At 67.1% G+C, this 26,097-nt stretch carries 27 protein-coding genes; 20 read left to right on the top strand and 7 right to left on the bottom strand.

The features are described from left to right. Window positions 1-21: 21 nt before the first annotated feature. Window positions 22-423, top strand: coding sequence for a hypothetical protein (locus PT015_RS06775; RefSeq protein WP_285189763.1), 402 nt, complete (start codon window positions 22-24; stop codon window positions 421-423). On the opposite strand, the gene PT015_RS06770 is transcribed toward PT015_RS06775, so the two are convergent. Next, window positions 420-1,298, bottom strand: coding sequence for a PAC2 family protein (locus PT015_RS06770; protein WP_285189761.1), 879 nt, complete (start codon window positions 1,296-1,298; stop codon window positions 420-422). The two genes, PT015_RS06775 and PT015_RS06770, sit on opposite strands and share 4 nt — an antisense overlap. A 278-nt stretch (window positions 1,299-1,576) precedes the next feature. On the opposite strand from PT015_RS06770, the gene metH reads away from it, so the two are divergent. The 6 genes from metH to PT015_RS06740 all read left to right on the top strand — a co-directional run bounded on the left by metH (window position 1,577) and on the right by PT015_RS06740 (window position 9,941). Beyond that, entirely contained in the window at window positions 1,577-5,326 is a 3,750-nt protein-coding gene (gene metH, locus PT015_RS06765) for a methionine synthase (protein ID WP_390887944.1), read from the top strand. A 59-nt stretch (window positions 5,327-5,385) separates the two neighbouring features. Further along, window positions 5,386-6,810, top strand: a complete 1,425-nt coding sequence (locus PT015_RS06760; RefSeq protein WP_285190973.1) for a sugar porter family MFS transporter — start codon at window positions 5,386-5,388, stop codon at window positions 6,808-6,810. Between the two features lie 27 nt (window positions 6,811-6,837). After that, the gene (locus PT015_RS06755; RefSeq protein ID WP_285189759.1) at window positions 6,838-7,119 is read left to right on the top strand and encodes a phosphoribosyl-ATP diphosphatase; all 282 of its coding nucleotides are present in this window, start codon (window positions 6,838-6,840) and stop codon (window positions 7,117-7,119) included. Continuing rightward, complete coding sequence (gene hisG / locus PT015_RS06750; protein ID WP_285189758.1) at window positions 7,119-8,000, top strand: ATP phosphoribosyltransferase; 882 nt, start codon at window positions 7,119-7,121, stop codon at window positions 7,998-8,000. Before PT015_RS06755 ends, hisG begins: the two co-directional genes overlap by 1 nt. A gap of 94 nt (window positions 8,001-8,094) precedes the next feature. Beyond that, complete coding sequence (locus PT015_RS06745; RefSeq protein ID WP_285190972.1) at window positions 8,095-8,574, top strand: DUF4126 family protein; 480 nt, start codon at window positions 8,095-8,097, stop codon at window positions 8,572-8,574. Continuing rightward, complete coding sequence (locus PT015_RS06740) at window positions 8,571-9,941, top strand: FAD-containing oxidoreductase (RefSeq protein WP_285189757.1); 1,371 nt, start codon at window positions 8,571-8,573, stop codon at window positions 9,939-9,941. Before PT015_RS06745 ends, PT015_RS06740 begins: the two co-directional genes overlap by 4 nt. A gap of 4 nt (window positions 9,942-9,945) precedes the next feature. On the opposite strand, the gene PT015_RS06735 is transcribed toward PT015_RS06740, so the two are convergent. Then, complete coding sequence (locus PT015_RS06735; RefSeq protein WP_285189756.1) at window positions 9,946-10,830, bottom strand: RecB family exonuclease; 885 nt, start codon at window positions 10,828-10,830, stop codon at window positions 9,946-9,948. Between the two features lie 75 nt (window positions 10,831-10,905). Here PT015_RS06735 and trmI point away from each other — a divergent pair, with 75 nt between their 5' ends. Further along, window positions 10,906-11,790 (top strand): tRNA (adenine(58)-N(1))-methyltransferase TrmI, encoded by an 885-nt coding sequence (gene trmI / locus PT015_RS06730; RefSeq protein WP_285189755.1) that lies wholly within the window; start codon window positions 10,906-10,908, stop codon window positions 11,788-11,790. Here the strand turns inward: trmI and PT015_RS06725 are convergent. Genes PT015_RS06725 through PT015_RS06715 form a run of 3 tightly spaced genes read right to left on the bottom strand, consistent with a single transcriptional unit; the run spans window position 11,749 to window position 13,078 of the window. Continuing rightward, the gene (locus tag PT015_RS06725) at window positions 11,749-12,042 is read right to left on the bottom strand and encodes a DUF503 domain-containing protein (protein WP_285189753.1); all 294 of its coding nucleotides are present in this window, start codon (window positions 12,040-12,042) and stop codon (window positions 11,749-11,751) included. The genes trmI and PT015_RS06725 overlap by 42 nt on opposite strands. A 6-nt stretch (window positions 12,043-12,048) precedes the next feature. Further along, complete coding sequence (locus PT015_RS06720) at window positions 12,049-12,588, bottom strand: hypothetical protein (protein ID WP_285189752.1); 540 nt, start codon at window positions 12,586-12,588, stop codon at window positions 12,049-12,051. 10 nt (window positions 12,589-12,598) lie between these two features. Beyond that, the gene (locus tag PT015_RS06715) at window positions 12,599-13,078 is read right to left on the bottom strand and encodes a hypothetical protein (RefSeq protein WP_285190971.1); all 480 of its coding nucleotides are present in this window, start codon (window positions 13,076-13,078) and stop codon (window positions 12,599-12,601) included. Between the two features lie 174 nt (window positions 13,079-13,252). On the opposite strand from PT015_RS06715, the gene arc reads away from it, so the two are divergent. Then, window positions 13,253-15,079 (top strand): proteasome ATPase, encoded by a 1,827-nt coding sequence (gene arc, locus PT015_RS06710; RefSeq protein WP_285189750.1) that lies wholly within the window; start codon window positions 13,253-13,255, stop codon window positions 15,077-15,079. A gap of 62 nt (window positions 15,080-15,141) precedes the next feature. Here the strand turns inward: arc and PT015_RS06705 are convergent, their stop codons facing one another. Further along, entirely contained in the window at window positions 15,142-15,765 is a 624-nt protein-coding gene (locus tag PT015_RS06705; protein WP_285190970.1) for a hypothetical protein, read from the bottom strand. Window positions 15,766-16,004: 239 nt separating this feature from the next. Between PT015_RS06705 and dop the strand changes: the two genes are divergently transcribed. From dop to pafA, 6 genes are all read left to right on the top strand, one after another. Then, window positions 16,005-17,513, top strand: coding sequence for a pup deamidase/depupylase (gene dop / locus PT015_RS06700; RefSeq protein ID WP_285189748.1), 1,509 nt, complete (start codon window positions 16,005-16,007; stop codon window positions 17,511-17,513). Between the two features lie 103 nt (window positions 17,514-17,616). Further along, window positions 17,617-17,811 carry a ubiquitin-like protein Pup gene (locus PT015_RS06695; protein ID WP_068917438.1) on the top strand — a complete coding sequence of 65 codons (195 nt, stop codon included), beginning with the start codon at window positions 17,617-17,619 and terminating at the stop codon, window positions 17,809-17,811. Continuing rightward, window positions 17,808-18,695 (top strand): proteasome subunit beta, encoded by an 888-nt coding sequence (gene prcB, locus PT015_RS06690; protein WP_285189746.1) that lies wholly within the window; start codon window positions 17,808-17,810, stop codon window positions 18,693-18,695. The genes PT015_RS06695 and prcB overlap by 4 nt, the downstream gene beginning before the upstream one ends. After that, window positions 18,692-19,450, top strand: a complete 759-nt coding sequence (prcA, locus tag PT015_RS06685) for a proteasome subunit alpha (RefSeq protein WP_285189745.1) — start codon at window positions 18,692-18,694, stop codon at window positions 19,448-19,450. The genes prcB and prcA overlap by 4 nt, the downstream gene beginning before the upstream one ends. Before the next feature lie 10 nt (window positions 19,451-19,460). Then, window positions 19,461-20,312, top strand: a complete 852-nt coding sequence (locus tag PT015_RS06680; RefSeq protein WP_285189743.1) for a DMT family transporter — start codon at window positions 19,461-19,463, stop codon at window positions 20,310-20,312. 70 nt (window positions 20,313-20,382) lie between these two features. After that, complete coding sequence (pafA, locus tag PT015_RS06675; RefSeq protein ID WP_285189741.1) at window positions 20,383-21,741, top strand: Pup--protein ligase; 1,359 nt, start codon at window positions 20,383-20,385, stop codon at window positions 21,739-21,741. Window positions 21,742-21,750: 9 nt separating this feature from the next. Here the strand turns inward: pafA and PT015_RS06670 are convergent, their stop codons facing one another. Continuing rightward, a complete protein-coding gene (locus PT015_RS06670; protein ID WP_390887943.1) occupies window positions 21,751-22,191 on the bottom strand; it encodes a TetR/AcrR family transcriptional regulator in 441 nt (146 codons plus the stop codon). A gap of 336 nt (window positions 22,192-22,527) precedes the next feature. Between PT015_RS06670 and PT015_RS06665 the strand changes: the two genes are divergently transcribed. The 5 genes from PT015_RS06665 to tatC all read left to right on the top strand — a co-directional run bounded on the left by PT015_RS06665 (window position 22,528) and on the right by tatC (window position 26,091). Next, on the top strand, window positions 22,528-22,803 hold the full coding sequence (locus tag PT015_RS06665) for a WhiB family transcriptional regulator (RefSeq protein ID WP_285190968.1): 276 nt from the start codon (window positions 22,528-22,530) through the stop codon (window positions 22,801-22,803). Between the two features lie 62 nt (window positions 22,804-22,865). Next, window positions 22,866-23,861, top strand: a complete 996-nt coding sequence (locus PT015_RS06660) for a helix-turn-helix transcriptional regulator (protein WP_285189739.1) — start codon at window positions 22,866-22,868, stop codon at window positions 23,859-23,861. Then, window positions 23,858-24,832 (top strand): helix-turn-helix transcriptional regulator, encoded by a 975-nt coding sequence (locus PT015_RS06655; protein WP_285189737.1) that lies wholly within the window; start codon window positions 23,858-23,860, stop codon window positions 24,830-24,832. Before PT015_RS06660 ends, PT015_RS06655 begins: the two co-directional genes overlap by 4 nt. Window positions 24,833-24,879: 47 nt before the next feature. After that, window positions 24,880-25,113 (top strand): Sec-independent protein translocase subunit TatA, encoded by a 234-nt coding sequence (gene tatA, locus PT015_RS06650; protein ID WP_285189735.1) that lies wholly within the window; start codon window positions 24,880-24,882, stop codon window positions 25,111-25,113. 39 nt (window positions 25,114-25,152) lie between these two features. Further along, window positions 25,153-26,091 (top strand): twin-arginine translocase subunit TatC, encoded by a 939-nt coding sequence (tatC, locus tag PT015_RS06645; RefSeq protein ID WP_285189733.1) that lies wholly within the window; start codon window positions 25,153-25,155, stop codon window positions 26,089-26,091. Window positions 26,092-26,097: the final 6 nt, after the last annotated feature.

Below are 26,097 nucleotides of genomic sequence, written 5' to 3'. Positions count from 1 at the left end.
GCCCGACTAATCTTGAGTCCCATGAGCGCCCCCGAACTGGTCGCGATCGATCTCACCGACGACGAGCGCCTGTTGTTGATGCACGGCCTCAACGAGTACTTCGGCGCCGCGAAGCGGAGTTGGCCGCTGCTGCTGCCGCTACTGGGCCTGTCGACCACCGACGAATTCCGTGCCCTCACCAGTCGGCTGATGGAGACCATCGAGGACAAGCGTCGCCTGTCCGAACTGGACTGGGCCCGCGCACTGTTACTCACCGAGATCTGTTGGGGAAGTGAGCTGTTGGGTGCCGGGCTGGATTTCGCGAGCAACATCTACGACGAGAAGGCGATGCCGCTGCTGCGCGCGATCCAGCGCAAAGTGAGCAACCACGATCGTTTCGCGCTGCTGCGGGACAACGCAGGGGTGGCCGCGGACGGCGGCTAGCGTCCGAAACCGGGCCGGCGGCGGCGCAGGTAGCGCTCGAACTCGGCGGCCAGCGCGTCGCCGTCGATCTTGCCCAGCGCCTCGGTCATGTCGACCTCGGCGTCGCCGCGCTGCTCCAAAGACTGCACGTACTCGGCAATCTCGTCGTCGTCGGTAGTCATCTCGGTGACCGCCTGCTCCCATTCCTCGGCCTGCGCGGGCAGGTCGGCCAACGGCACCTCGATGTCGAGTACTTCCTCGACGCGGCGCAACAGCGCAACGGTCGCCTTCGGGTTGGGCGGCTGAGAGACGTAGTGCGGCACCGCCGCCCAGAACGTGACGGCGGGAATCCCGGCCATGACGCAGGCATCCTGGAACACCCCGGCGATGCCGGTCGGCCCCTCGTAGCGGGTTTCCTGCAGGCCGAACCGGTGCGCCGACTCGGGGGAGTAGGCCGCGCCGGACACCGGCACCGGGCGGGTGTGCGGGGTGTCGGCCAGCAGCGCGCCCAGGATCACCACGGTGTCGACGTTCAGCTTGTCGGCGACGGCCAGCAGTTCGGCGCAGAAGGTGCGCCACCGCATGTTCGGCTCGACCCCGTGCATCAACACGATGTCGCGGTCGGCGCCCAGCGGTCGGCAGTGCGAGATCCGCATCGACGGCCACACCAATTCCCGCGTGACGCCGTCCACCTGGCGGATCACCGGGCGGTTGACCTGGTAGTCGTAGTACGCCTCGTCGTCGATCTCGACGATCGGATCGGCCTCCCAGATGGCGTCCAGGTGCTCGAGTGCGTCGCTGGCCGCGTCGCCGGCGTCGTTCCAACCCTCGAACGCAGCCACGACGATCGTGTTGTGCAATTCGGGGAACGAGGTGCTGACGTCCGACGAGGTCACGCAAATAGGGTACGGCGTGATCAAGGCCGTGGCTGACAGTGCGGCGGCGAATTTGCATAGCCGAGCTATGCTTGTCTCGAGGAATGCGCCGAATGTCGGCCGCGAGACGAAATACGTTCGGCGGCAGTCTCGTTAACGTTGTTAACTACGACATGGCGTGAGCTGGGCGTCCAGACGTCAAACGAGGACGTAGACTTTTCTGGTCGAGAGGCGTTGCAACGGCTCCGGGTGACCGCCGGAGGCCGCCACGCTCGGCAGAGTCAAGGACGCCTTCCGTAATGGAAGGAACGCGCGTGAGCGACTTTGAGCCGAAGATCCGGCCCGACTGCACAGAAGAACTGACGGCCGCACTCGGCGAACGGATCATGGTGATCGACGGCGCGATGGGCACCGCGATTCAGCGGGACCGGCCCGACGAGGCCGGCTACCGCGGCGACCGGTTCACCGAGTGGCCGACCGCGTTGCAGGGCAACAACGATCTGCTCACCCTGACCCAGCCCGCGATCATCGAAGGCATCCACAAGGAGTACCTCGAGGCGGGCGCCGACATCCTCGAGACCAACACCTTCAACGCGAACGCGATTTCGCTGGCCGACTACGACATGGCGGATCTGAGCTACGAGCTCAACTACGCCGGCGCCGCGCTGGCCCGCAGCGCCGCCGACGAATACAGCACGGCCGAGAAGCCCCGGTACGTCGCCGGTGCCATCGGGCCCACCACGCGCACCGCGTCGATCTCGCCGGACGTCAACGACCCCGGTGCGCGCAACGTCTCCTATGACCAGCTGGTCGCCGCGTATCTCGAATCCGTCAACGGGCTTGTCGACGGCGGTGCCGACCTGATCATCATCGAGACGATCTTCGACTCACTGAACGCCAAGGCGGCGGTGTTCGCCGTCGAGACGCTGTTCGAGGAGCGCGGACGCCGCTGGCCGTTGATCATCTCGGGCACCATCACCGACGCCTCCGGCCGCACCTTGTCCGGACAGGTCACCGAGGCGTTCTGGAACTCGATCAGGCACGCCAAGCCGATCGCGGTGGGCCTCAACTGCGCCCTGGGCGCGCCGGAGATGCGGCCCTATATCGCCGAGGTGTCGCGCATCGCGGACACCTTCGTCTCCTGCTACCCGAATGCCGGTCTGCCCAACGCCTTTGGTGAGTACGACGAGTCGCCGGAGCGGCAGGCCTCCTACATCGCCGACTTCGCCGAGGCCGGCCTGGTCAACATGGTCGGTGGCTGCTGCGGAACCGCGCCGCCGCACATCGCCGAGATCGCCAAGGTGGTCGAGGGCAAGGCGCCGCGCGCCCTGCCGCACATCGACCAGGCCACCCGCTTGTCGGGTCTGGAACCGCTCAACATCAACGACGACTCGCTGTTCGTCAACATCGGTGAACGCACCAACATCACCGGGTCCGCGCGGTTCCGCAACCTGATCAAGGCCGAGGACTACGACACCGCGCTATCGGTCGCCCTGCAGCAGGTCGAGGTCGGCGCGCAGGTCATCGACATCAACATGGACGAGGGCATGATCGACGGCGTCGCCGCGATGGACCGGTTCACCAAGTTGATCGCGGCCGAGCCGGACATCAGCCGGGTGCCGGTGATGATCGACTCCTCCAAGTGGGAGGTCATCGAGGCGGGCCTGAAGAACGTGCAAGGCAAGCCGATCGTCAACTCGATCTCCATGAAGGAGGGCGAGGAGAAATTCGTCCGCGAGGCGCGGCTGTGCCGCAAGTACGGCGCCGCGGTGGTGGTGATGGCCTTCGACGAGCAGGGGCAGGCCGACAACCTGGAGCGCCGCAAGGAGATCTGCGGGCGCGCCTACCGGATCCTGACCGAAGAGGTCGGCTTCCCGCCCGAGGACATCATCTTCGACCCGAACTGCTTCGCGCTCGCGACCGGCATCGAGGAGCACGCGACCTACGGCATCGACTTCATCGAGGCGTGCGCCTGGATCAAGGAGAACCTGCCCGGAGTGCACATCTCCGGCGGTATCTCGAACGTGTCGTTCTCGTTCCGCGGCAACAACCCCGTGCGCGAAGCCATCCACGCGGTGTTCCTGTTCCACGCCATCAAGGCGGGCCTGGACATGGGCATCGTCAACGCCGGAGCGCTGGTGCCCTACGACTCGATCGACCCCGAGCTGCGGGACCGCATCGAAGACGTCGTGCTGAACCGTCGCGAGGACGCGGCCGAGCGGCTGCTCGAGATCGCCGAACGGTTCAACAGCTCGGAGCAGAAAGAGGATCCGAAGGCCGCCGAGTGGCGCAGTCTGCCTGTGCGCGAACGGATTACGCACGCCCTGGTCAAGGGCATCGACGCCCACGTCAACGACGACACCGAGGAGTTGCGGGCCGAGATTGCCGACGCGGGTGGCCGCCCGATCGAAGTGATCGAGGGTCCGCTGATGGACGGCATGAACGTCGTCGGCGACCTGTTCGGGTCCGGCAAGATGTTCCTACCCCAGGTGGTGAAGTCGGCCCGGGTGATGAAGAAGGCCGTGGCCTACCTGCTGCCGTTCATCGAGAAGGAGAAGGAGGAGTCCGGCGCCACCTCCGCCAAGGACACCAACGGCACGATCGTGATGGCGACCGTCAAGGGCGACGTCCACGACATCGGCAAGAACATCGTCGGGGTTGTGTTGCAGTGCAACAACTTCGAAGTCATCGACCTCGGTGTGATGGTGCCCGCGGAGAAGATCCTGGCCGCGGCCAAGGAGCACGACGCCGACATCATCGGGCTGTCCGGACTCATCACCCCGTCGCTGGACGAGATGGTCAATTTCGCCGTTGAAATGGAGCGCGAGGGTCTGGAGATCCCGCTGCTGATCGGTGGTGCGACCACCTCGCGCGCGCACACCGCGGTGAAGGTGTCGCCGCGCCGCAAGGGCCCGGTGGTGTGGGTCAAAGATGCATCGCGTTCCGTTCCCGTCGCCGCGGCGCTGCTGGACGACAAGCAGCGGCCGGGCCTGCTGGAGGCCACCGAGAAGGACTACGCGTCGCTGCGGGAACGGCACGCGCAGAAGAACGAGCGGCCGACGCTGACGCTGGAGAAGGCCCGCGCCAACCGGACGCCGATCGAGTGGGACGGCTACACGCCGCCGGAGCCCGCCCAGGGTCTCGGCGTGCGCGAGTTTCTCGACTACGACCTTGCCGAGTTGCGCGAATACATCGACTGGCAGCCGTTCTTCAACGCCTGGGAGATGAAGGGCCGCTTCCCGGACATCCTCAACAACCCGGCCACCGGCGAGGCCGCCCGCAAGCTCTACGACGACGCCCAGCAGATGCTCGACACCCTGATCAAGGAGAAGTGGCTGACGGCCAACGGGGTCATCGGCTTCTTCCCGGCGAACGCGGTCGGCGACGACATCGAGGTCTACACCGACGACAGCCGCGGCGAGGTGTTGACCACGCTGTACAACCTGCGTCAGCAGGGTGAGCACCGGGAAGGCATCCCGAACCGGTCGCTGGGCGATTTCATCGCGCCCAAAGACACCGGGCTGGCCGACTACGTCGGCGCCTTCGCCGTCACCTCGGGCCTGGGCAGCCACGACAAGATCGTGGAGTTCAAGGCGGATCTCGACGACTACAGCGCGATCCTGCTGGAGTCGGTCGCGGACCGGTTGGCCGAGGCCTTCGCCGAGCGGATGCACCAGCGGGTCCGCAAGGAGTTCTGGGGATTCCAGCCCGACGAAACGCTGGACAACGAGGCGCTCATCGGTGAGAAGTACCGCGGCATCCGCCCGGCGCCGGGCTACCCGGCCTGCCCCGAGCACACCGAGAAGACGACGCTGTTCAACCTGATGGACGTCACCAAGCGCACCGGCATCGAGCTGACCGAGTCGATGGCGATGTGGCCCGGCGCCGCCGTCAGCGGCTGGTACTTCTCGCACCCGCAGTCGCAGTACTTCGTGGTCGGGCGGCTGGCCCAGGACCAGGTCGCCGACTACGCCAAGCGCAAGGGCTGGACGCTGCAGGAGGCTGAGCGCTGGCTGGCCCCTAACCTCGGCTACAACCCGGAGGACTGAGGCCGGCGTTGGTTGCTGACGATCCCGGCGGCCAGCCGCAGCCGGCGCCGCACGAAGACCTGCCCGACGACCCGCGCGCCGCGCGCGCCGCTTTTCGTTCCGCGGTGCGGTTCGTGTCGGTGGCCGCGATCGGCGGGTTCCTGTTCGGCTTCGACATCTCGACGACCAACCGCGCGGTGAAGGCGCTGCAGGCGACGTTCCACATCGGCAACGGTCTGCTGGGTTTCGCGACGGCGTCGGGTGTTCTCGGCGCGGCGATCGGAGCGGTGTGGGCGGGCCGGATCGGCGATCGGATCGGCCGGCTGTCGATGATGAAGCTGTCGGCCGCTTCGTTTTTCGTGTGCGGACTCGGCGCCGGCCTGGCGGCCGATATCTGGACGTTCATCGTCTTCCACCTCATCGGTGGCATCGGCATCGGCTTCTCCTCGGTGGCCGCGCCGGCGTACATCGCCGAGGTCTCGCCGCCGCGCTTCCGCGGTCGGCTCGGGTCGCTGCAGCAGCTCGCCATCGTGTGCGGGCTATTTGGGGCGCTGGCCTGGACCTGGGTCCCGTTCCACCTGGCGGGCGGGGCGACCGGGTCGCTCTGGTTGGGCCTGGCGGCCTGGCGCTGGACCTTTTTCAGCGAGTTACTGCTCGCGCTGCTCTACTTCGCGCTGCTGTTCGCCATCCCCGAGTCGCCGCGTTATCTGGTTGCGCGACAGCGTATTTCGCAGGCCGACCGAGTGCTCTCGATGCTGCTCAGTAAGGCCGACGCTCGGCACACCATCGCCCGCATCGCCGACAGTCTCGAGGAGGAGACGAAGCAGTCGTGGCGCGATCTGCGCAAGCCGACGGGTGGGCTGTACGGCATCGTCTGGGTCGGCTTGGGCTTGGCGGTCTTCCAGCAGTTCGTCGGCATCAACGTCATCTTCAACTACTCCGACATGCTCTGGGAGACGGTCGGATTCGGTGAGGAGTCATCGTTCACGATCGGCTTGGTGACCACCGGTGTCAACGTGCTGATCACATTGGTGGCGATCGCTTTGATCGACCGGTTGGGCCGCAGGCCCCTGCTGCTGTCGGGTTCGGCGGGCATGTCGCTGATGCTGATCACCATGACGGTCGTGTTCGCGGGCGCGTCGGTCCGCAACGGCGAGCCGCAACTCGACGGTCCGTCCGGGATCGTCGCACTGGTGGCCGCCGATCTGTTCGTGGTCGCGTTCGCGGTGTCCTGGGGGCCGGCGCTGTGGGTGCTGCTGGGCGAGATGTTCCCCAACCGGATCCGGTCGGCCGCGCTCGGCCTGGCCTCCGGTGTCCAGTGGATGGCCAACTGGATCATCGCGGTGTCGTTTCCAGCGCTACGGCATGTGCTTCCGGTCGCCTACGGCTGCTATGCGTTGTGTGCCGTGCTGTCGCTGGTTTTCGTGTGGCGCTGGGTGCGCGAGACCAACGGGGTGTCGTTGGAGGACATGCCCGATGAGGTGGCTCAGGTCGGTACCACCTGAAACCGCCGTGACTTTGCGCAGCTACGCATGACAGAATCGCTGGCCGTGAAGACCTTCGAGGATTTGTTTGCCGAACTCGGCGAACGCGCCCGCACCCGCCCGGCCGGCAGCGGCACGGTCGCCGCGCTGGACAGCGGCGTGCACACGCTGGGCAAGAAGATCCTCGAAGAGGCCGGCGAAGTGTGGCTGGCCGCCGAGCACGAGTCTGACGAGGCGCTAGCCGAAGAGATCAGCCAATTGCTGTATTGGGCTCAGGTGCTGATGATCGCCCGTGGGCTCACCCTCGACGACGTCTACCGGAAACTCTGATGACGGCGCACGGGTCCACCAACCTGCGGGTGGCCGTTCCCAACAAGGGGGCGCTCAGCGAAACGGCCGTCGAAATCCTGTCCGAGGCCGGCTACCGGCGTCGCACCGACCCCAAAGACCTGACCGTCATCGACCCGCACAACCACGTCGAATTCTTCTTCCTGCGCCCCAAGGACATCGCGATCTACGTCGGTTCCGGCGAACTCGACTTCGGTATCACCGGAAGGGATTTGGCCCTCGAGTCCCGTGCCCCGGTGCACGAACGGCTGGCGCTCGGCTTCGGTGCGTCCTCCTTTCGTTACGCCGCGCCCCGGGGGCGCGACTGGACCGTCGAGGACCTGGCCGGCAAGCGTATCGCCACGGCGTATCCGAACATCGTGCGAGAAGACTTGAGGGCCAGAGGGATTGACGCACGGGTGATCCGTCTCGACGGCGCTGTGGAGATCTCGATTCAGCTCGGCGTTGCCGACGCGATCGCCGACGTCGTCGGATCCGGCCGCACGTTGAACCTGCACAACCTCGCGGCCTTCGGCGACACCCTGTGCGATTCAGAGGCAGTGCTCATCGAACAAACGGACGCACACGCCGCCGAACGGCCCGATGTCGCAGCACGCGATCAACTGGTGGCGCGTGTGCAGGGCGTGGTGTTCGGCCAGCAGTACCTGATGCTGGATTACGACTGTCCGCGTGCGGTTCTCGACCAGGCGACCGCGATCACGCCCGGACTGGAATCGCCGACCATCTCGCCGCTGGCCGATCCGGATTGGGTGGCGATCCGCGCCTTGGTCCCACGTCGCGGCGTCAACGCGCTCATGGACCAGTTGGCGGCCATCGGGGCGAAAGCGATTCTGGCATCCAGCGTCCGGTTCTTCCGCTTCTGATTGGCATGTCTCCCTCATCGGGCCGCGCTGTGTTAGCGTCCGGCTGACGCCGCGGTTGTTTGCCGAACCCTGAGGAGGGGTAGCAATGTCGCACATGACGCACTTCTACGTTCTGCTTGTCGCTCTCGGAATCGGCGCGATCGCCGGTTTGCGGACATTCACCGCCCCGGCCGTCGTCGCCTGGGCCGCAGTGTTGCACTGGATCAACCTCAATGGCACCTGGGCATCCTGGGTGGGCAACCTGATCACCGCCATCGTTTTCAGCGTGCTGGCGCTCGGCGAGCTGTTCCTAGACAAGCAGCCCAAGACGCTGGCGCGAACCTCCCCGCCGGCGTTCATCGGGCGCATTCTCTCCGGTGGCTTTGCCGGCGCCGTGATCGGCACGGTCTGGGGCGTCACCTGGAGCGCGTTGGGCGCGGGCGTGGTCGGCGCCGTGCTCGGCACCATGGCCGGCTACCAGGGCCGCGCCACGTTCTCCGCCAAGCTCGGCCGCGACCTGCCGGTTGCGCTCGTCGAAGACGTGATCGCGGTCGGCGGCGGGTTTGCACTGGCTGCCGTCACCGCCGCTCTGTGACAACACGTTTCGACGCGATCATCGTGGGCGCCGGCCAAGCCGGGCCCCCGCTGGCGGGACGGTTGACGGCCGCCGGTCAGACGGTTGCGATGGTGGAGCGCAAACTCTTCGGCGGCACGTGCGTCAACAACGGCTGCATCCCGACCAAGACGTTGGTTGCCAGCGCCTACGCCGCACACCTGGCCCGCCGCGGTGCCGACTTCGGCGTCAGCACCGGACCGGTCAGCATCGACATGTCAAAAGTCAAGGCGCGCAAGGACGGCATCGTGCTCGACGACCGTCAGGGGGTCGAGGGCTGGCTGGATGACATGGACGGCTGCACCGTCTTTCGCGGTCACGCGCGGTTCACCGATCCGCACACGTTGCGGATCGGTGACGACACACTTCAGGCCGACCGCATCTTCCTCAACCTCGGCGGCCGCGCGGTGGTGCCCGACATTCCCGGCCTCGCCGACATCGAGTACCTCACCAACGTGTCGATCCTCGAACTCGACACGGTGCCAGAGCATCTCGTCGTCGTCGGCGGTAGCTACATCGCGCTCGAGTTCGCGCAGATGTATTGCCGCTTCGGCGCGCGGGTGACCGTGGTCGAACGGGGCGATCGGCTCGCATCCCGCGAAGACCACGACGTCTCCGACGCCATCCGTTCGATCCTGGAGAACGAGGGCATCGACATCATCACCGGTGCCGACGACATTCGGGTTGCCAAGCGCACCAATGGCTTCGAGCTGACCCCGCGGTCCGGTGCCGAACCGATCGCCGGCAGCCACCTGCTACTCGCGGTGGGGCGCCGCCCCAACACCGACGACCTCGAACTCGACCGGGCCGGGGTGGAGATCGACGACCGTGGTTACATCGTCGTCGACGACCAACTGCGCACCAGCGTCGACCACATCTGGGCGATGGGGGACTGCAACGGCAAGGGTGCGTTCACCCACACTTCCTACAACGACTTCGAGATCGTCGCCGCCAATCTGCTCGATGACGACCCGCGGCGCGTGAGCGATCGCGTCACCGCCTACGCCCTTTACATCGACCCGCCGCTTGGTCGCGTGGGCCTGACCGTCGAGCAGGTTCGCAAGTCCGGCCGACCCGCGCTGGTCGGCGAGCGGCCGATGACCCGCGTCGGCCGAGCGGTCGAAAAGGGTGAGACGCAAGGCTTTATGAAGGTCGTGGTCGACGCCGAGACCAAGCAGATACTCGGGGCGGCCATTCTCGGTGTCGGCGGGGACGAGGCAATCCACGGCATTCTCGACACGATGTCGGCCAAGGCGCCGTACACGACTCTGGCCCGCACGATGCACATCCACCCGACCGTCAGCGAGCTGATCCCCACCATGCTGCAGGACATGTCTCCGCTGGACTAGTCGCCTAGGCGGCCGGCTCGGCTCCGTGCTGCAGGACGGTGTCGGCGTTGCCCTCGTCGGGAACCTGCGGCCAACCCGGGTAGGGCGGCGGCGTGCCACCGAAGGCGGGGCAATGCGAGTGGTGTGCGCACCAGTCGCAGAGCCGCGATGGCCTGGGCCGGAAATCGCCTGTGGCGCCAGCGGATTGGATCGCATTCCAGATCGCCATCAGCGTCTTCTCAAAACGCAGCAGCTCGTCTTCGTCGGGGGAGTAGTCCAGCAGCTGCCCGTCAGACAGATAGATCAGCCGCAACCGGGTCGGCAGCACCCCACGCGAGCGCAGCAGCGCGACCGCATAGAACTTCATCTGGAACATCGCTTTGAACTCGGCGAGCGCACGCGCCGCCGGCGGCGCTTTGCCGGTCTTGTAGTCGACTACTCGCAGCTCGCCGGTGGGCGCGACGTCGATGCGGTCGATGATCCCGCGCAGCAGGGTGCCGTCGGCCAGCTCGACCTCGATGCGCTGCTCGCAGCTCTGCGGGTCGAATCGGGTCGGGTCTTCCAGGCTGTAGTAACCGGACAGCAGTTTGCGCGCCTCGTCGAGCAGGTGGGTCTGCTGTTCGGTGTCCAGCTGCTCGGCGAGCGCCGGTTCGGCCGAGAGCACCTGCTCCCACGCCGGTCCGACCAGCGCGTCGACGGTCTGCGGGCCGCGCTGCTCGGCGGGTAAACCGTAGAGCTGCTCGAGCGCGGCGTGCACGACCGAACCGCGCACCTGGGCCGTCGACGACGGTTCGGGGAGCCGATCGATCGCCCGGAACCGGTAGAGCAGCGGGCACTGCTTGAAGTCGGCCGCCCGCGACGGAGACAGGGCAGGCCTGCGCCTGGCACGCTGTTCCGCTTCGTCGTTCATGTCCCGCAGCCTAGAAGCCAGGTCGGACAACCCCGCGCACCTCGGGCGGCGCGTCTGCTGGCAGGCTAGGCGGCTGTGTCCACCACCGGCCCGTTCGTCATCGGCGATCGTGTTCAACTCACCGACGCCAAGGGCCGGCACTACACGATGGTGCTCAGCCCCGGCAGTGAGTTCCACACTCATCGCGGGGCGATCCTGCACGACGCGGTGATCGGGCAGCCGGAGGGCAGCGTGGTCAAGTCGGCCAACGGCGACCAGTTTCTGGTGCTGCGCCCGCTGCTGGTCGACTATGTCCTGTCGATGCCGCGCGGCGCGCAGGTGGTCTACCCGAAGGACGCCGCACAGATCGTGCACGAGGGTGACATCTTTCCCGGCGCGCGGGTGCTGGAGGCGGGTGCGGGGTCTGGGGCGCTGACCTGTTCGCTGCTGCGCGCGGTCGGTCCGGGGGGACAGGTGATCTCCTACGACGTCCGCGCCGACCACGCCGAGCACGCGCGCCGCAACGTCGAGACGTTCTTCGGCGAGCTCCCGGAGAACTGGCGACTGGTGATCTCCGACGTCGTCGACGCCGACCTGCCCGACGGCTCGATCGACCGGGTGGTGCTGGACATGCTGGCGCCGTGGGACGTGCTCGACCGGGTATCGCAAGTCCTGGTCGCGGGTGGCGTGCTGATGATCTACGTGGCGACCGTGACGCAACTGTCCAGGGCGGTGGAAGCCCTTCGCGCGCAACAGTGCTGGACCGAGCCGCGCGCGTGGGAGACGATGCAACGTGGCTGGAATGTTGTGGGTTTGGCGGTGCGCCCCCAACACAACATGCGCGGGCACACAGCGTTTTTGGTCTTCGCCCGCAAGCTGGCGCCGGGTGCGGTGACGCCCACGCCGCTGCGCCGCAAGCAACGGCCCACCGAGCCGTCGTCAGTCGTCGCTGCGGCGCAGATCCCTTCGGACGGAGAGTAATTCGAACTCCGGATGCGCGGCGACCAGTCGCTCGGCGGCGTCGAGCACCTCGACGGCATGGGCTCGGTCACCCGAGGTCATCGCCACGCCGATACCCGCCCGGCGGTGCAGATCCTGCGAACCCGTCTCGGCAGCCGAGACGTTGAATTTCCTGCGCAGCTCGGCGATTACGGGCCGCAGTAGCGAACGCTTCTGCTTGAGCGAGTGCACGTCACCAAGCAGCAGATCGAACTCCAGCCAGCCGATCCACACGCCAGGTCAGCGTCCCGGTGTCGTCGGCGGCTCGGCGGTGTCGGTCCGGAACGCCAGCAGCACATCGGCGGTCCGCGCCGAGAGCTGCCAACCGCCTTGGTAGGGCTTGAATTCCATCGGAAAGCCGAAATGCGGACCGTGCGCGTTGGTCGAGGTGATGTCGACGTTGGCCACCACGTCGGCCGGATCGCGGTCGGACCACCTGATGTCGCGCACGTCGACTTTCAACGGAGTGAAGCCGCCGTTGTTCAACGCGCCGGCGAATTGGTCGAAGACTCCGGCACTTTCAGGTGTGGCGCCCTCGACCAGGTTGAGCTTCTGCGCGCCGGGGACGGCGGCGTCGCCCAACCGGCCCAACACGCCGGCCAGCGCCTCGGGAGCCGGCAGGGGAGCGACCGGCGCGGCCGCCGCCTCGGTCGGCGACGCGGTAGCCGACGGCGTCGCGGTCTGCGGTGTCGCCTCGTCCTCGTCGTTCGAGCACCCCGGAAGACCGAGCACCGCCGCAATTGCGGCGGTGCTCAGGGCTGCGGTGAGGCGTCGGGGCATCCAGCGGCCGTCAGTGCTTCGAACGCACAGCCGCGATCAGCGTGTTCGCCGAGTCGTGCGAGAGCTTCCAGCCGCCCTGGTTGACGAACCGGAGGTATTCCGGGGTGGGCGTCAGGTGCGGGCCCGAAGCCGTGAGGGTGGCCGTCGCGGCGCCGGGCCCGGCCGGCGCGATGTTGGTGATGTTGAACGTCAGCGGCAGGCTGCCCTTGTCGGCCGCTTTCTTCAATTCGTGGTCGGCGATGCCGATCGGCACCGGAATGCCGCCTTCGACGAGATTGCCCTTCTGCGCGAACGACAGGCTCGGGTCCTGGAGCGTGTTCAGCACGGTCGTCAGCTGGTCGACGGTGGGAACGTCCATTGCGGCTTGAACAGGGTCCAACGGCAGTGGCGCGCCGAAGACGACGGGCTGAACGCCCGGCGACACAGCGGTAACCGATGCAATACAGGTCACACCCGCGGCGGCCGCACCGATAGCGGCGAATGCCGCCATGCCTGTGGCTAGGGTTTTCACGGTCACTAGGGTCCTCTCGGTAAAGCTGACTAAACAAGATGTTAACGCTGTTGCCAGTGTGCCCCATTTCGAGTTCCCGCATGAAACGGAAATCGCCGGTAGCGTTGAGGTATCCACCGCACCACCGTCCCGTGGGCGGGAAAGGAGCGCACCATGGCCGAGTTTGAGCGCGAACCGTTCGGTAGCTCCCGCGAACCAGACCTCTCCGGCGAAGACGCCGCGGAGTTGGAGGAGCTCCGGCGGGAAGCCGCGATTCTGCGCGAGCAACTCGACAACGCGGCCGGCTCGCATGGCGCCGGACGCAGTCCGCGCGATGTTCACCAGCTAGAGGCACGCATCGACTCGCTGGCGTCGCGCAACTCCAAGCTGATGGAGACGCTCAAGGAGGCCCGCCAACAGCTGCTGGCGCTGCGCGAGGAGGTCGACAGGCTCGGGCAGCCGCCCAGCGGGTACGGCGTGCTGCTGTCCACTCACGAGGACGACACCATCGACGTGTTCACCTCCGGCCGCAAGATGCGCCTGACGTGCTCGCCCAACATCGACGTCAGTGCCCTGCGCAAGGGCCAGACCGTTCGCCTCAATGAGGCTTTAACTGTCGTCGAGGCCGGCACGTATGAATCCGTCGGCGAGATTTCAAGTCTGCGCGAGGTTCTGGCCGACGGCCATCGCGCTCTGGTGGTCGGTCACGCCGACGAGGAGCGCATCGTCTGGCTGGCCGAGCCGTTGGTCGCCGAGGATCTGCCGGAGGGCCACCCCGACGCGCTCAACGACGACACCCGCCCGCGCCGGTTGCGGCCCGGCGACTCGCTGCTGGTCGACACCAAGGCCGGCTACGCCTTCGAGCGCATCCCCAAGGCCGAGGTCGAGGACCTGGTCCTGGAAGAGGTTCCCGACGTCACCTACCACGACATCGGTGGGCTGAGCCGGCAGATCGAGCAGATCCGCGACGCCGTCGAGCTGCCGTTCCTGCACAAGGACCTCTACCGCGAATACGCGCTACGGCCGCCCAAGGGTGTCCTGCTCTACGGCCCGCCCGGATGCGGAAAGACGTTGATCGCCAAGGCCGTTGCCAACTCGCTGGCCAAGAAGATGGCTGAGGTTCGTGGCGACGACGCGCGCGAGGCCAAGTCGTACTTCCTCAACATCAAGGGCCCCGAACTACTCAACAAGTTCGTCGGTGAGACCGAGCGGCACATCCGGCTGATCTTCCAGCGGGCGCGCGAAAAGGCGTCCGAGGGCACGCCGGTGATCGTCTTCTTCGACGAGATGGACTCGATCTTCCGTACCCGCGGCACCGGGGTTTCCTCCGACGTGGAGACAACGGTCGTCCCGCAGTTGCTCAGCGAGATCGACGGTGTCGAGGGTCTGGAGAACGTCATCGTCATCGGCGCCTCCAACCGTGAAGACATGATCGACCCCGCGATCCTGCGACCCGGACGCCTCGACGTCAAGATCAAGATCGAGCGTCCGGACGCCGAGTCCGCGCAGGACATCTTCTCGAAGTACCTGACCGACGAATTGCCGGTCAACGCCGATGATTTGGCGGAATTCAATGGCGACCGGTCGCTGTGCATCAAGGCGATGATCGAGAAGGTCGTCGACCGGATGTACGCGGAGATCGATGACAACCGGTTCCTCGAGGTCACCTACGCCAACGGCGACAAAGAGGTGATGTACTTCAAGGACTTCAACTCTGGCGCGATGATCCAGAACGTCGTCGACCGCGCGAAGAAGAACGCGATCAAGGCGGTCCTGGAGAGCGGTCAGAAGGGTCTGCGGATTCAGCACCTGCTCGACTCGATCGTCGACGAGTTCGCCGAGAACGAGGACCTGCCCAACACCACCAACCCTGATGACTGGGCGCGGATTTCGGGCAAGAAGGGCGAGCGGATCGTCTACATCCGCACGCTGGTCACGGGCAAGAGTTCGAGCGCCTCGCGGGCGATCGACACCGAGTCCAACCTCGGCCAGTACCTCTAGCGGCAGCGGCGGTCGCAAGCGCGGCGAAGCCGGGTGCCGCGGGCCGGCGCCATTAGTTGGCCTCAGCCGGCCAGCAGCGAATAGCTGTTGGTCAGGTCGTCCTGCAGGACCTGCGCGGCGTGCGTCGTCGTGTCGATCCGCAGCGGGCTCGTCAGCGTTCGGGGCTGGAACGTCCAGCCGTTGGGCAAGTCCAGTCGCTCACCGAGCCGGGGCAGGTCCGCCCTCGACAGTTTCGGGTCGACGATCTGGCTCCAGGTCTGCATGACCCAGCGCCGAAGTGCGGGATCGAGCAATTCGTACACCTCTTCGCCGGTGTCGAACGTCGACACGCTGTGCCGGTGAACCTGATTCGCGGTGTACGGCGACGGCTTCAGCCCCTGCAGCAGGGTTTGGGACTGCAGGGCCATGTCGATGCCGCCGAAGTTCTTGACGAGTTTCATGCCCTGAGCGGGCCTCTCGATCTCGTTCATCAGCCAGTATCGCGGGCCGTCGAGTAGGGCTGTGGCAGCGCCGTTTTCGGTCGCGATGGTCTTCGCGTCGAGCGCCGACCACAGTTCGGCTGGCAGGTCGTTGAGGCCGAAGCTGCTGTAGACCGCGGCCTGTGGTCCCGCCTCGCCGGGCGTCACCAGAAGGACTTCGCCGTAGCGCTTACCGGACAGGCCCGTCATGGGTTCGGCAGACACCAGGGTGAAGGTAATGACTTCCGTCACCTGCGTCAATGGGATGTCGGCCGATGTCTTCGCTCCGTTCACCGACCGGCCACGCCCCCGCGCAGTGGGCCGAATCGTCGTCACGCCTCTTTGGATTGCGTGACTCCTCAGCGCCCCGCTGCGCGGGGCGCATCGTCGTCACGCCTCTTTGGATTGCGTAACTCCTCAGCGCCCCGCTGCGCGGGGCGCATCGTCGTCACGCCTAAGCTCGGGGGATGCAACGAATTATCGGAACGGAGGTCGAATACGGCATCTCGTCGCCGTCTGACCCGACCGCCAACCCGATCCTGACTTCGACGCAGGCGGTGCTCGCCTACGCCGCCGCCGCCGGAATCCAGCGCGCCAAGCGCACTCGCTGGGACTACGAAGTGGAATCCCCGTTGCGGGATGCCCGCGGTTTCGACCTGAGCCGGTCGGCGGGCCCACCACCGGTGGTGGACGCCGACGAGGTCGGCGCGGCGAACATGATCCTGACCAACGGCGCCCGGCTCTATGTCGACCACGCTCACCCGGAGTACTCCGCGCCGGAGTGCACCGATCCGCTGGACGCGGTGATCTGGGACAAGGCCGGCGAGCGCGTGATGGAGGCCGCCGCACGGCACGTCGCCAGCGTCCCGGGCGCAGCCAAGCTGCAGCTCTACAAGAACAACATCGACAACAAGGGCGCCTCCTACGGGTCGCACGAGAACTACCTGATGAGTCGCCAGACGCCGTTCTCGGCGGTGATCGCCGGGCTGACGCCGTTCCTGGTGTCCCGCCAGGTCGTCACGGGATCCGGCCGCGTCGGCATCGGCCCGTCCGGCGACGAAGCGGGATTCCAGCTCTCGCAGCGCTCCGACTACATCGAGGTCGAGGTCGGCCTGGAGACCACGCTCAAGCGCGGCATCATCAACACCCGCGACGAGCCGCACGCCGATGCCGACCGTTACCGCCGGCTGCACGTGATCATCGGCGACGCGAACCTCTCCGAGACGTCGACCTATCTGAAGCTGGGCACCACCGCGTTGGCGCTCGATCTGATCGAGGACGGCCCCGCACACGGAATCGACCTCAGCGACCTGGCGCTGGCCCGTCCGGTGCACGCCGTGCACGCGGTCAGCCGCGACCCGTCGCTGCGCGCCACCGTCGCCCTGGCCGACGGCCGCGAGCTGACCGCCCTTGCGCTGCAACGGATTTACCTCGAACGGGTGGCGAAGCTGATCGATGCCCGCGACCCAGACCCGCGCGCGAGCGATGTCGTCGAGACCTGGGCGCACGTGCTCGACCTGCTCGAGCGCGACCCGATGGAATGCGCCGATCTGCTGGATTGGCCGGCCAAGCTGCGCCTGCTCGAGGGATTCCGGCACCGGGAGAACCTGAGCTGGTCGGCACCGCGACTGCACCTGGTCGACCTGCAGTACTCCGACGTCCGGCTGGACAAGGGTCTGTACAACAGGCTGGTGGCGCGGGGTTCGATGAAGCGTCTTGTCACCGAGCAGCAGGTGATCGACGCCGTCGAGAACCCGCCAACCGACACCCGGGCCTATTTCCGCGGGGAGTGCCTGCGCCGGTTCGGCGCCGACATTGCCGCGGCCAGTTGGGACTCCGTGATTTTCGATCTCGGTGGTGATTCACTGGTCCGCATTCCGACCCTGGAACCGCTGCGCGGGAGCAAAGCGCACGTCGGGGCGCTGCTGGACTCGGTGGACAGCGCCGTCGAGCTGGTCGAACAACTCACCACCTAAAGCTCCCGACTTGTGTTTTGAGCCTGAGCAATAACCCCACAGACCGGTAGGGTGGAGAAACGACGGACGTGTTTCACGTCCGATGACTATGCAGGAGGCAGCGATGGCCCAGGAGCAGACCAAGCGCGGTGGTGGTGGCGGCGATGACGACGACCTCACTGGCAGCACGGCCGCGGGCCAAGAGCGTCGCGAAAAGCTGACCGAAGAGACCGACGACCTGCTGGATGAGATCGACGATGTTCTGGAAGAGAACGCCGAAGACTTCGTTCGCGCATACGTCCAAAAGGGCGGACAGTGACCTGGCCTAACCGCGATCGCCTGGCCACAAATTCTGCCCTTCCCGGATCCGCCTCTGGCGGCCTGTCCTCCTTTTCCGACTACCTGCGCCGCGAGGCGCCGGAGTTGTTGCCCGCGAGCTTCGGCGGCGAGGGAGTCACGCCGAGTTCCGCGCTGCCGCACGGCACCACGATTGTCGCGCTGAAATACCCGGGCGGGGTTCTGCTCGCCGGTGACCGGCGCTCGACACAAGGCAACATGATCGCCGGGCGCGACGTGCAGAAGGTGTACATCACCGACGATTACACCGCGACCGGGATCGCCGGCACCGCGGCCATCGCGGTCGAATTCGCGCGCCTTTACGCCGTCGAACTCGAGCATTACGAAAAGCTCGAAGGGGTGCCGCTGACCTTCGCCGGTAAGGTGAACCGGCTCGCAATCATGGTGCGCGGCAACCTCGCTGCGGCGATGCAGGGTCTGGTGGCGCTGCCACTGCTGGTCGGATTCGACATCGACGACCCCGAACCGGAGAAGGCGGGCCGCATCGTGTCCTTCGACGCGGCCGGCGGATGGAACCTCGAAGAGGAGGGCTACCAGTCGGTGGGCTCGGGTTCGCTGTTCGCCAAGTCGTCGGTTAAGAAGCTGTATTCGCAAGTGCGGGACGCCGATTCGGCGCTGCGCGTCGCGGTGGAGGCGCTCTACGATGCGGCCGACGACGACTCGGCCACCGGTGGGCCGGACCTGGTGCGGGGGATCTTCCCGACCGCGGTCACGATCGGTGTCGACGGCGCCATCAATGTCGCCGAACAGCGGATCGCTGAGCTGGCCCGGGAAGTCATCCAAACACGCTCCCGCGCCGACACTTTCGGGCCGGACGCCGCCGACCACCCGGGAATTGACTCATGAGCTTTCCGTACTTCATCTCGCCCGAACAGGCGATGCGGGAGCGCAGCGAACTCGCCCGTAAGGGCATCGCGCGCGGCCGTAGTGTGGTCGCGCTGGTCTACTCCGGGGGCGTGCTGTTCGTCGCCGAGAACCCTTCGCGCTCACTGCAGAAGATCAGCGAACTGTACGACCGCGTCGGCTTCGCAGCAGCCGGCAAGTTCAACGAATTCGACAACCTGCGCCGCGGCGGAATCCAATTCGCCGACACCCGCGGCTACGCCTACGACCGCCGCGACGTGACCGGCCGCCAGCTAGCCAACGTCTACGCGCAGACGCTCGGCACGATCTTCACCGAGCAGGCCAAGCCATATGAGGTCGAGCTGTGCGTCGCCGAGGTTGCACATTACGGCGAGACGAAAGCACCTGAGCTGTACCGGATTACCTACGACGGGTCGATCGCCGACGAGCCGCATTACGTGGTGATGGGCGGTACGACCGAGCCGGTGACCAATGCGCTCAAGGACTCCTACGCCGAGAACGCCAACCTGGCCGACGCCGTGCACATCGCGGTCAACGCGCTCGAGGTCGGACGGGCCGAGGGGTCCGGCAACGACCAGCCGCCGCTGGGGGTGTCGAATCTCGAGGTCGCCATCCTCGACGCCAACCGCCCGCGGCGCGCGTTTCGTCGCATCACCGGGGCGGCGCTGGAGCGTCTGGTGCCCGAACGGAACGGCTCTGGGTCGTCGGACGACTCAGCGGAGAAGACGTCGTCATAGGCGCGGCCCGATGCTGATCGGCTTGCTGCTCGCGCTCGGCTGCTCGGTCTGCTACGGCACCGCGACGGTTTTGCAGGCAGCGGCGACCCGCGAAGTCGACTCTGGCACAAGCGATTCCGGAGTCGACGCGGCACTGCTGCTGCGCGCGCTGCGACAGTGGCGCTATCTGCTCGGCGTCGCGCTCGACGGCCTGGGCTTCCTGCTGCAGGTAGCGGCGCTGCGGCTGGTCCCGATCTACGTCGTCGCGGCGGCCATCGCCGCGTCGCTCGCCGTCACCGCGATCGTGGCCGCCTGGCTGCTGTCCGCCCGGTTGTCGTCGACGGAGTGGGCCGCGGTGGCGGTGGTATGCGCAAGCCTGGCGATGCTCGGCATCGCCGCCGGGCCGGAGGGCACCGGGCACGGCCCGGCCGGGCTCGGCTGGGCATTACTGGCAATCGCCGGCGTCGTGTTCGCCGCCGGTGCGGCCGCGGGCCGATTGAGTGACCGCAACCGCGCGCTGGTGCTGGGCTTCGGTGCCGGCGCGGGCTTCGGCGTGGACGAAATCGCGGTCCGGCTGATCGATTCGGTCGACCTGACCGAGGCCTCGTTCTGGGCCAACCCGGCGATCTACGCCCTGGTGGCCGGCGGGGCGGCCGGATTCCTGCTCCTCACCTCGGCGCTGAGTCGCGGGTCGGTGACGACCGCGGTGGCCGGGATGGTGATCGGCGAGACCGTCGGCCCGGCGCTGGTCGGGGTGGCCTGGCTGGGCGATCGCACCCGCCCGGGTCTGGGCTGGATGGTCGAGGCGGGTTTCGTGATCGCCGTCGTCGCGGCCCTGGCTCTGAGCCGGTTCGGCGAGGCACCCGAGCCGGCCGAGTCCTGAAGCCGCGGACAAGGCGACCCGTCGGCGGGGGCTCCGCACCAGTTTCGCCTCCAACAAGTACGCTCGAATTGTGCAGCGTCGAATCATGGGCATCGAAACCGAATTCGGTGTCACCTGCACCTTTCACGGACACCGGCGCCTTTCGCCCGACGAAGTGGCTCGTTACCTGTTCCGCCGGGTGGTCTCGTGGGGCCGCAGCTCCAACGTTTTCCTGCGCAACGGCGCCCGTCTGTACCTCGACGTGGGTAGTCACCCCGAGTACGCCACCGCCGAATGCGACAGCCTGATCCAGCTGGTCACCCATGACCGCGCCGGCGAGCGGGTGCTCGAAGACCTGCTGATCGACGCCGAGCAGCGGCTCGCCGACGAGGGCATCGGCGGGGACATCTACCTGTTCAAGAACAACACCGACTCCGCAGGCAACTCCTACGGCTGCCACGAGAACTACCTGATCGTGCGGGCCGGCGAGTTTTCGCGGATCTCCGACGTGCTGCTGCCGTTCCTGGTCACCCGCCAGCTCATCTGCGGCGCCGGCAAGGTCCTGCAGACGCCGAAGGCCGCCACCTTCTGCCTGTCGCAGCGCGCCGAACACATCTGGGAGGGCGTCTCGAGCGCCACCACCCGCAGCCGACCGATCATCAACACCCGCGACGAGCCGCACGCCGACGCCGAGAAGTACCGGCGCCTGCACGTGATCGTCGGCGACTCCAACATGTGCGAGTCGACCACCATGCTCAAGGTGGGCACCGCGGCGCTGGTGCTGGAGATGATCGAGGCCGGCGTGGCCTTCCGCGACTTCTCCCTGGACAATCCGATCCGGGCAATCCGCGAGGTCAGCCACGACGTCACCGGCCGACGCCCGGTGCGGCTGGCCGGCGGGCGTCAGGCCAGCGCGCTGGACATCCAGCGCGAGTACTACGCCCGCGCCGTCGAACACCTGCAGACCCGCGAGCCCAACGCCCAGATCGAGCAGGTCGTCGACCTGTGGGGCCGCCAGCTCGACGCCGTCGAAAGCCAGGACTTCGCCAAGGTCGACACCGAGATCGACTGGGTGATCAAGCGCAAGCTGTTCCAGCGCTACCAGGACCGCTACGACATGGAGCTGTCCGACCCGAAAATCGCCCAGCTCGACCTCGCCTACCACGACATCAAACGTGGCCGCGGCGTCTTCGACCTGCTGCAGCGCAAGGGCCTGGCGGCGCGCATCACCACCGACGAGGAGATCGACGCCGCCGTCGACCAGCCGCCTCAGACCACCCGCGCCCGGCTGCGCGGTGAGTTCATCAGCGCCGCCCAGGCGGCCGGGCGCGACTTCACCGTCGACTGGGTGCACCTCAAGCTCAACGACCAGGCTCAGCGCACGGTGTTGTGCAAGGACCCGTTCCGGTCCGTCGACGAGCGGGTCAAGCGGCTGATCGCCTCGATGTAGCCCAGCCGGTCAGTCGGATTGCTTCTCGCCCGCGTCGGTGTGCATGTGAGGCAGGAACTGACCCTGTCGAATCAGCGTCGTCACGGCGTCGTCCCAGCGTGTGAGCTCGGCTGCGGTATTGAACTTCTCGGGTAGATGGCGCTCGATGTGCGAACGCAGAATCACGGGCCCGAGCCGTAGCAGCAATACATTCAGCGCGGACCAGAGCGGGTCCAAGTCCTGCCTCGCCTGCCCTCGCTCGACGAGCCGGTCGCGCTGAGCCGCACTCACTTTCAGGAGTCCGTCGAAAATCTCGGCACCGATGGAGTCACCTTCCACCAGCGCGCGGCCGATATAGGCGACGACGACGTCTTGTTCCGCGATGAGCGCCGTCACTCGGCGGCCCATGACGAGCAGTGGATCCTCGGGCGGCAGCGGAAGCGGCTGCCCCTGCAGGGCGTCGCCGATCACCCGAACCGCATAGTCATCGACCGCTTCGACCAGTGCGGCCTTCGTGCCGTAGTAGTGCTGTACCAGCCCGACTGACGTGCCGGCGGCTTCGGCGACCGCGCGCAGCGAAGTGGCGGCGATACCGGCTTCGGCAAAGCACCGCAGCGCGGCATCGCGAAGCCGCTCCTTGCTGGACGGCTCGGCCGGCCGGGCGGGGCGCGGCGTGAAGTACTGCGTGGGGGCTGTCTCGGTGATGAGAGAAATTTACCAGTGTCCTGTGGCAATATAGGCGTATTGCCATTCCGATACGCACATACCGTCGGACGCCACGAAGGAAAGGATTTTCTCGTGCCAGTGATGCTCGACTTGTCGCGCACTCTGACATCCGCGCCGTGCCTCGACGACGCGGACCGCTGGCTTGACGGGGGAGACGACCCCGAGCTGAAGGCGCTCTGCCGCGCATGTCCGCGGCGCTGGCGCTGTGCCAAGGAGGCGGTGGACACGCCCGGAGCGCAGGGCATGTGGTCCGGTGTGCACATTCCGGAGTACGGGCGCGGTCGCACCTTCGCGATGCGGCAATTGCGCTCGCTGGCCGCGCACGGCAAGCGGGAGGCCTGGGCTCAGTCCGGGTGATCGCCACGCGATCTGTGATCCGATGACGTTGCCTCGCAACCCTTTGTCCTAATCTCGTACGGGTGGCGGTTTCCAAAGTCGAGCGGTTGATGAATCTGGTCATCGCGCTGCTGTCCACCAACAGCTACATCACCGCGGAGAAGATCCGCTCCAGCGTGTATGGGTATGCGGACAGCGCCAGCGATGAAGCCTTCTCGCGAATGTTCGAGCGTGACAAGAACGAGCTGCGTGATCTCGGCATCCCACTCGAGACCGGCCGGGTGTCGTCCCACGACCCGGTCGAGGGCTACCGGATCAACCGCGACGCCTACGCGCTGCCCGCGGTCGAGCTGACCGGCGACGAGGCCGCTGCGGTCGCCGTCGCCACCCAGCTGTGGGAGTCGCCCGAGCTGATCACCGCCACCCAGGGCGCGCTGCTGAAGCTGCGGGCCGCCGGCGTCGACGTCGATCCGGACGCGCCAATCGCGATCGCATCGCCCGCCGGCAGCGTCGGGCTGCGCGGCTCCGAGGGGGTGCTCAACGCACTGCTGGCCGCGTGCACGGCGAGGCAGGCCGTGCAGTTCCCGCACCGGCCGTCGCGCACCGAGCCCTACACCGTGCGCAACCTCGAGCCGTGGGGCGTCATCACCGAGAAAGGTCGGTGGTACGTCGTCGGGCACGACCTCGACCGCGACGCCACGCGCACCTTCCGGCTGTCCCGCATCGGGGCCGAGGTGACGCCGGTCGGACCCCCGGGAGCCGTCAACGCTCCCACCGACGTCGACCTGCGCGAAATCGTCGCCAAGGCCGTCGGCGACGCGCCGACCGGCGTGCGGGCCCAGGTCTGGGTTGCCGACGGGCGGGCGACCGCGCTGCGCCGCGCGGGCACATCGGTGGGGTCCCGGCAGGTCAACGGCCGCGGCGGGGATGTCATCGAGCTCGATATCGGCTCGACCGGACGCCTGACCCGCGACATCGCGGGGTACGCCGCTGACGCCGTTGTCCTCGAACCCGAATCGCTGCGCGACGACGTGCTGGCGTTGTTGCGCGGCCACACCGAGGAGGAGCGGCGCCGATGACACCCGTGTCGACCCGGCTGGTCCGGCTGCTGAACATGGTGCCGTACTTCCAGGCCAATCCGCGCGTCACCCGCTCGCAGGCCGCGACCGACCTCGGTGTTTCGGTCAAGCAGCTCGGGGAGGACCTCGACCAGCTGTGGCTGTGTGGCCTGCCCGGTTATGGCCCGGGCGACCTGATCGATTTCGAGTTCACCGGCGACACCATCGAGGTGACGTTCTCCGCCGGTATGGACACCCCGCTGCAGCTCACCTCGCCGGAAGCGACCAGCCTGCTGGTCGCGCTGCGTGCGCTCGCCGACATCCCCGGCGTGCTCGATCCCGAGGCCGCCCGCAGCGCCATTGCCAAGATCGAGGCGGCCGCGGGCGCGGCCGGCCACGGCAACGACGTCGCCGCGGTGGACGAGCCGGCGCCGGTAGAGAGCGCGGCATCATCCGCGGTGCGGGCCGCGGTCCGCGACGGCCGGGCGCTGAGCATCGACTACTACGCCGCCTCGCACGACACGCTGTCCACCCGCATCGTCGACCCCATCCGGATCGTGCTGGTCGGCGATCAGAGCTACCTGGAGGCGTGGTCGCGCGAAGCCGAGGGCGTGCGGCTGTTCCGGTTCGACCGCATCGTCGAGGCCGTGGTTCTCGACGAGCCCTCTGCGCCACCGGAACCCGCGCGTGCGGCGGCGCCGGACACCTCACTGTTCGACGCCGATCCCGCGCTGCCGTCGGCCACCCTGCGGCTGTCGCCCGCGGCGTCCTGGATGTTCGAGTACTACCCGATGCGGCTGCTGGCGGAGCTGCCGGACGGCCACTGCGAGGCAGCGATGACGTACGCGTCCGAAGACTGGATGGCGCGGCAGGTGCTCGGCATGGGGGCGTCGGTTCGCGTGCTCGGGCCCGACTCGCTGGCCGCCCGGGTGGCCAGGGATGCCGCGGCCGCGGTGGAGGCATACCAGGCCGCGGCGCGCTCCGGCTCATGAGCGTCGGCCTGCGGTAGCATCGTGGAGACATCTGGAGGTAAACAAAAGTGAATGCTCTGACTCCGGGTCACTTGGCTATCATCGCGGTCCTGGTGATTGTTTTGTTCGGCGCCAAGAGGCTTCCCGACGCCGCACGCTCACTCGGCAAATCACTGCGGATCTTCAAGTCCGAGGTCCGCGAATTGAACAGCGACAACAAGTCCGAGGCGTCCGCCGCGCCGGCCCAGCCGGTGCACTCCGAGCGGGTCGAGCCGCCGGCGGCTGACGGTCGCTCGGCCTAGCCTGGCCCCGCCGCTTCGGCGCCCGAGCGCCTATTCACTGTGCGCACCACCGGTTTATTCAGGCGGTTAGATCCGCGCTCCCGTCGCAGCCGTACCAACCCCGACGCGACCATGTCGCTCGTCGGTCATCTCACCGAACTCCGCACGCGACTGCTCGTCTCGATGGCCACCATCGCGCTGACCACGGCGGTCGGATTTGTCTGGTATTCGCACTCGCTGTTCGGTCTGGAGAGTTTGGGTGAGTGGCTGCGTCATCCCTACTGCGCGCTGCCGCCGTCCGCGCGCGCCGACATCGCCAACGGTCAATGCCGGCTACTGGCGACCGCGCCGTTCGAGCAGTTCATGCTGCGGCTCAAGGTCGCGCTGACCGCCGGCGTGGTGATGGCCTGCCCGATGTGGCTGTACCAACTCTGGGCGTTCATCACCCCGGGGCTGTACAAGAAGGAGAAGCGTTTCGCGGTGGCGTTCGTGGTGCCCGCGGCGCTGTTGTTCGTCACCGGCGCTCTGCTGGCCTACCTGGTGCTGGCCAAGGCGCTGCAGTTTTTGCTCACCGTCGGCAGCGACGTGCAGGTCACCGCGCTGTCCGGTGATCGCTACTTCGGCTTCCTGATCAACCTGCTGCTCGTGTTCGGGGTGAGTTTCGAATTCCCGCTGCTGGTCGTGATGCTCAACTTCGTCGGCGTGCTGACCTACGAGCGGCTCAAGTCGTGGCGGCGTGGCCTGATCTTCGCGATGTTCGTGTTCGCGGCGATATTCACCCCGGGCTCAGACCCGTTCTCGATGACCGCGCTGGGTCTGGCCCTGACGCTGCTGCTCGAGTTGGCCATTCAGATCGCGCGCGTGCACGACAAGCGCAAGGCCCGGCGTGCAGCGCTCAGCGCCGCTGAAGCCCCGGCCGACGACGAAGCCTCGGTCATCGAGCCGCCGTCGGCGGTCGGGGCGCCGTCGAGCATTGGACCTCATGACGACATCACCTGACGCCGA

This window comes from Candidatus Mycobacterium wuenschmannii, from assembly GCF_030252325.1.
In the GTDB taxonomy this organism is placed as follows: Bacteria; Actinomycetota; Actinomycetes; order Mycobacteriales; family Mycobacteriaceae; genus Mycobacterium; species Mycobacterium wuenschmannii.
This window is presented reverse-complemented; position numbering and strand designations above follow the sequence as displayed.